The organism is Kineococcus gypseus (assembly GCF_050871305.1).
GTDB classification, from domain to species: domain Bacteria; phylum Actinomycetota; class Actinomycetes; order Actinomycetales; family Kineococcaceae; genus Kineococcus; species Kineococcus gypseus.
Genome location: NZ_JBJLRD010000097.1, coordinates 1 through 5,715, shown reverse-complemented (window position 1 = coordinate 5,715; position 5,715 = coordinate 1). Strand labels below are relative to the sequence as shown.

General features: G+C 57.0%; 4 protein-coding genes. 1 reads left to right on the top strand and 3 read right to left on the bottom strand.

Features of this window, described 5'->3' with window-relative positions; all coding sequences use genetic code 11:
* Positions 1-262 precede the first annotated feature (262 nt).
* On the top strand, positions 263-1,432 hold the full coding sequence (locus ACRYMN_RS20580) for an ROK family protein (RefSeq protein ID WP_432499253.1): 1,170 nt from the start codon (positions 263-265) through the stop codon (positions 1,430-1,432).
* A 156-nt stretch (positions 1,433-1,588) separates the two neighbouring features.
* Here the strand turns inward: ACRYMN_RS20580 and ACRYMN_RS20575 are convergent, their stop codons facing one another.
* From ACRYMN_RS20575 to ACRYMN_RS20565, 3 genes are all read right to left on the bottom strand, one after another.
* A complete protein-coding gene (locus ACRYMN_RS20575; protein WP_432499251.1) occupies positions 1,589-2,686 on the bottom strand; it encodes a hypothetical protein in 1,098 nt (365 codons plus the stop codon).
* Entirely contained in the window at positions 2,616-3,227 is a 612-nt protein-coding gene (locus tag ACRYMN_RS20570; protein WP_432499255.1) for an ABC transporter ATP-binding protein, read from the bottom strand. Before ACRYMN_RS20570 ends, ACRYMN_RS20575 begins: the two co-directional genes overlap by 71 nt.
* Before the next feature lie 1,216 nt (positions 3,228-4,443).
* Entirely contained in the window at positions 4,444-4,941 is a 498-nt protein-coding gene (locus ACRYMN_RS20565; protein ID WP_432499249.1) for a hypothetical protein, read from the bottom strand.
* Positions 4,942-5,715: the final 774 nt, after the last annotated feature.

The following is a 5,715-nucleotide window of genomic DNA, read 5'->3' as shown; positions in this document are numbered from 1 at the left end:
TCAATGCCTGACGCTGCCCTATGATACCAGCTTTTCCACGATCACGGCGTTGGCTCGCTTGGCGGTCGTGGTTCTATGTGCCTGATGGCTACCCGTAAGCAACTAATGTAGCGGCCTGTACGCGCCCAGGCTCAGCCCCCGCATCACCACAGATTTGGGAGTGCTCTACCCAGCCTAGGCGATGCTGACGGTGTGTTCAGGCAGCTGCTCGCTACGGAGACTCGCCTATGGCCGTCCTCTGCAGTAGTGGTTAACTCTCCATATGCCTGTGCAAGCCCCCATCGACGGCCTCTCCGCCACCCTTCAAGTCCTGCGCGATGGCCAACCCCGCACGCGCGCCGAGCTGTCACTGCTGACTGGACAAGCGCGCTCGACGATCGCTGAACGCGTAGATCGGCTCCTAGCCGCCAAACTAATCGCGCCTAGCGGGAAGGCCATGTCCACAGGAGGCCGTCCCTCTACAACATTTGCATTTAACCCGACTGCGCGCGTCGTGTTAGCCATCAACTTAGATGAGCGACACGCTCACGTGGCCGTCACAGATCTTTCGGCTAAAATCCTCGTGGAGGATCGGGTTTCCGTTATTCTTGGCGACGGCCCTCAGGTTGTTTTACCCCTGGTGGCTACAACGTGTCGTCGGATTATCGGCGCGGCCGGCTGCTCCTTGGATGACGTGATCGGAGTCGGATTGGGCCTACCAGGTCCGGTGGACCACGCAACCGGTCAACCGATCAATACCTCGACCATGTCTGGCTGGCAAGACACGGACGTACAAAGGCAACTGCAGTCACAACTTACTTCTGTTCCAGTCCTAGTGGACAACGACGCCAACATCATGGCCCTCGGAGAACGTGCCGTTGAGTACCCCGCCACTAATCACCTGCTTTTTCTCAAAGTAGGAACCCAGATCGACGCAGGCATCATTAGCGATGGGTCCATCATGCGTGGAGCTCAGGGCATCGCAGGTAGCATTGGCCACGTCATCGTGCCCGGTCGGGACAACATACCTTGCCGCTGCGGAAATACCGGATGCCTAGATGCGGTAGCTAGCGGAATGGCCATAGCAGCAATACTCGCTGACGCAGACGTGCACGCCACCCAAGGCTTCGATGTCGCCGCCCAGGTGCGAGCTGGCGACGAACAAGCGATCGCAGCTGTCCGTGATGCAGGCCGAGCGTTGGGCATCGTACTAAGCACCTGCGTCAGCCTGCTGAACCCTGCTGTCATTGTAATTGGCGGTGACTTGGCTGTAGCCGGAGAACACTTACTAGCCGGCATTCGCGAAACGGTCTATCGGCGCTCCCTTCCGCTGACAACTCAGCATCTACACATTGCAATCAGTCGAACGGGTAATCGTGCCGCCATTTACGGAGCCAGCACGTCAGTCATAGAATACGTTTTCTCGGGCGACTTTCTCGAGACGATCGTCTGACACGAATTAGGCCAGGCGTCCGCTGTCACCGACGACTGGACGAAAGGCGCGCCTGGGGCTTGCGCTCGTGAAAAGGGTCGCTTGTGTTTCCAATGGGTAAAAATGTATTCACATCACCCTCAAGCTAAACACTCATGCGTCCCATGCCAGAACGCGTTAACGATCCTTTGCCAGTTCGCTGGGGCGGCGCACTCCTAGGTCGAGTAAGGCAACGATAGCAAAAATCGCCCAACTGCCAGCAAGAACACAGCCCCACAAAATCGGTACTGCAAGGTCGAGGTAATAGGAGGACAATGTTAGCGCCGCTGCCGTAGCGGATAAAGCAGCGCTGCCAGTGATGAGCAGTGTCTCAAGAGTCAGCAAGGTCATCATCGACACAGGAGAAGTACCTGACATGCGGTAAACGGCAATCTCGCTAGCGCGCCTCCGAGTGGTAACTACTGCAGCGACGGCGCCGAGTAGGCCGAGTAGTACGGGAAACCAGCGATCGACTCGCTGTAGGTAGTTATCAACGGGGTTAGTGGTGGCAGTGAGTAACTCTGTGACCGAAATCGGGTTCTTAGTGACTTTGAGTTGGGCAGCAATTATGGATGAAGCTAAATCAGCATCCGAAAAAGCATTGAGAATAACAACGCATCGTGCGGTTGAGGGGTGGCTAGGATGCGGTGGCAAAGTGACGCTGAAGCTTGTGCCTAAGTCTTCGGGATGGGGATCAGCGTGCTTAGCGGAAGCCAAATCACGCCCAGACCGTACGGTGAACTGACGAGAAACCCGGTCAGATAAATTGCGACCTACGAGCAAGTCTGTATTGGTAAGCTCTCGGAACAACGTCGTACTCGCCCGCTGGGCCGGCAGTCGAGTACCAACCGGCAGAACGTCCAGTTCGCCGGCCGACTCTAAAATTCCAGCATGGTCAACTCCTTGTTGCTTATGAAGGTTTTCGCAAGAGGCTCGATTGATACTGCTCGGCGCATCATTGCTCAGAGCTGAAATAACCAGCACGTTGCGCCCATCGGCAGCCAGGTCGAAAACTTCTTGGCGTACAGCTTGGCTCTGTACGGCGATGTAAGTGCTAGACCCCGCACCAGCGAGAACTGCCAGGGCAAGAATCACCAGCATGCGCGAGCCGGGCCCAAATATGTTGAGTATGGCTTCGCGGACGAGTAGGCCGAAGGGCCAATCATCACGATGCAATTCGCACCCCCGGGCGCATATGAACGGCGCCTGCGGCGGCAGCCACAAGAACCGGGTCATGCGTGGCCACGATAATAGTGGCTCGGGCAGTTAGGCCATCGAGAATTTTTGCGATCAAATCAGTGTTCTCAGCGTCAAGATTGGCGGATGGCTCGTCCGCGAGGATTAATTGTTTACCCGATGCTAGAGCTCTGGCCAACGCAGTGCGTTGCAGCTCCCCGCCAGATAGCCGTCGAGCCTGCTGATGCATCAACGCGCCTAATCCGACGAGTTCAAGCGCATCCTTTGCTTGATCACGGCCGTCCTTGAGCGACATTCCAGCACTCAACGAGGCGATCATGACATTATCGAGAACGCTGCGCCGACCTAATGCGTTGGAACCCTGTGGGACCCAAGCAACACGTGCAGAATTCGGCGGCAATGGCTCAGCAGCCAGACCGTCGCGCAGCTCCACGCGGCCAGAGTGAAGGGTTTGGTAACCCGACATCACCGCCAACAAGGTGGACTTCCCACTACCGGAGGGACCTACGAGTGCGGTGACCCGTGCCGCGGGAAAAGCGGCCGAAAAGCCGGAAAACACCGTGGTAGTGCCAAAACGCATTGCAGCATCAAACACGTCTACCCGTACCGGGCTCATTGGCACCCGGTAAGCACATCGTCCGTCAAGATTAGGGGATCTCGCGCGATGGGCGCATCGATCAGTTCGGGTCCAACATACACCGCACCTAGAATGCCCACTGCCGGCTCTAGAACAGACACAGGCACAGCGACCCAGTCATTTGCACTCTCCTGTCGAAACAGGCACTGCACTCCTGAAGTAGTAACGTAAACTGCTGTACCTGGAACCACGCCACGTACTGGCGGCTCCGCAAGACTGAGAAAACCACCGTCGTACTGCGCAGGCGTGTCGAGCTTATCTACTTCCCCTGCCGTAGTCTGAGCCTCTCCCCTGGTGACGGCCTCAAGTAGAGCAGCGTAAATATCGATTGTCTCCTCGCGACTTGGGTCGAAACTTGAAACTGGGATTCGCATGTCTCCAAAATTCAAGGTGAGCGGCTTGCCTCGGAGGTTAGATAAGTCGCTGCTGGCGCTAGTCGGGTTAAATCTAATTCCCGCCGCGACTGGCGTGAGGCTTATGACGGCTTCGCCGGCGTCCACGGTGGCGCCAAGCGGAACCAGCGGCTTTCCGAGTGCGCCCGCAAGTTGGGGCACGAAGGCGACATACGCGGGGCGGAAAACACCGTCGGGAAGCACTCCAATTTTTTCCTGGAGCGTGACTACTGCCACTTGCATGCCGCGGTCATAAATGTCTCCGGAAACTTCCTGTCGCAGCATTCCTGCGTCTCCGAGGAACCGACGAAGAACGCTGACATCACTGCCACGATCACCTTGTCGAAGTTCTCTATGCAGAGGGGCGCTGCCAGGTTGTGCCAAGACGGGAACTCCGTTAACGGAAAACAGTTCTTGTCCCGCCTGTACTGGTCCCTCTAGATTAGATATCGATGTCAACAGACCGGATACCGCGGTACGGGCCTGCCCAATCTGTTGAAGCTCGACAGACACCGTGACAGAGGTCCGGTAATCCGTGGACTGACTCCCCACTGTCACTACCGACGGCAAAGTCGGGGCGACACTCGCGGCTTCTCGAATACCAGCCGCTGGAGCCGTTATTACCAGCGCAAGCACCGGTACTGCCCACAACGCCAACAACAACGCCAAGGGCGCCCATAGTGCTAAGCGAGAATTGCTTGCCCTTTGCCTCAATCCCAACTTTTTGGGCGATTTGTCAGGCGCGGGCCGATTATTATGAAGAAGAGTCATCGGAGACACTCAGGCGGCTCGATGCCCGCCTCACGCAATTGCTCACCCATTTCTTGGAGAGTATCTTCCGGTTCGACATTATTTCGCCGCAGGCAATCATGCACAAATTTTGCAGTCTCGGACGAGTCTTGAATTTCGTCGGAGGTCTGCCACAACATGTCCACGTAGTAAAACTCAGATTCATAGCACCGTGCGTCGGCACCGGCTTGCACTGCCGCATCCGGTACTCCAAAATCGTAGACGGGGCCAGAAAGGTCGACATCCGTCAGTTCGAATCCTGCCGCACTCAAGCACTCTCTGAAGCGCTGGAAGCCCGCTTGGTATTCTTCCGCCGTCGCCTCGTGGTCGCCCATATCTTCAGCTTGGGCCGCTGAAGCCTTGGATAAATCAACACCCGTTAATGTATCGTATTCTGCAATGTCCGACTGCTCGCCGCTTGAAGAGCATCCGGCAAGCAGCAGCGCGAGAACTAGCGCACCACCTCGCAGCCTCACGCTGCTGCCTCCCTCTCGTTACCGGTACGATGTGAACCTGACGGAGCCGATGGACGATGTGTGTTCAGACCTCACGGAATTCTTGATGTCATGGCGTACATTGTATCCGGGGTATGCGCTGTACCTCCAGCTCGTCCAGCTTTCACCACCCACGTGGACGTAGGCGGAGCGAAGCCCCAAAGTTCCACAGTGAGCGGGCCCGGCGGTGGACAGGAAGGTGATGGAGGTGGGATTGTTCGTCGAGCCCGTGATACCTGCATCAGCAGCGCACTGCCGGTAAACTTCATAACCCGCGGAGGCAGGCGTAGCGACCGTCATCGCCGCCGCTAGAGTTACTGCCCCGACTAGCATCTTCCTAGTTCTACGCGCCATTGCGAGATCTCCAGTTTCAGTCGTCATCGGCTGGGAATGTCCAGCTAGTGGAGGCGTGATGCTACGTCAACCCCTACGTCAGGTTGAGATGAGAAAAGCCATATCGATCAAAGCTGTGGTCCGGGATGACAATTTAGAGTTGGCCAGCGAGAATGGCGCTGAGCTTTCTCCGTCTCGTCTAACAGCTAGTTTCATTATCAGTTGCATGGTCCCCATCCCCGTCGCAGCTTCGATGCTTGACCGAGGAAATTTTGTCCGAGCGTTTCGTGGAGCTGGTGTCTGAAATCCAGCGGGAACGGGTGCAGCCGTTGCTGCCGAAGCGTCCGCCGCGCGGGCACCGTTACCTCGGCCGACTGCCGCGCATTGGCTGCGCTGCGCTGTTCGGCATCGTGCACTTACGGT

Coding starts and splice junctions, on each gene's coding strand:
- ACRYMN_RS20575 (WP_432499251.1), bottom strand. CDS start 2,686: ATGACCCGGTTCTTGTGGCTGCCGCCGCAGGCGCCGTTCATATGCGCC.
- ACRYMN_RS20570 (WP_432499255.1), bottom strand. CDS start 3,227: ATGCGTTTTGGCACTACCACGGTGTTTTCCGGCTTTTCGGCCGCTTTT.
- ACRYMN_RS20580 (WP_432499253.1), top strand. CDS start 263: ATGCCTGTGCAAGCCCCCATCGACGGCCTCTCCGCCACCCTTCAAGTC.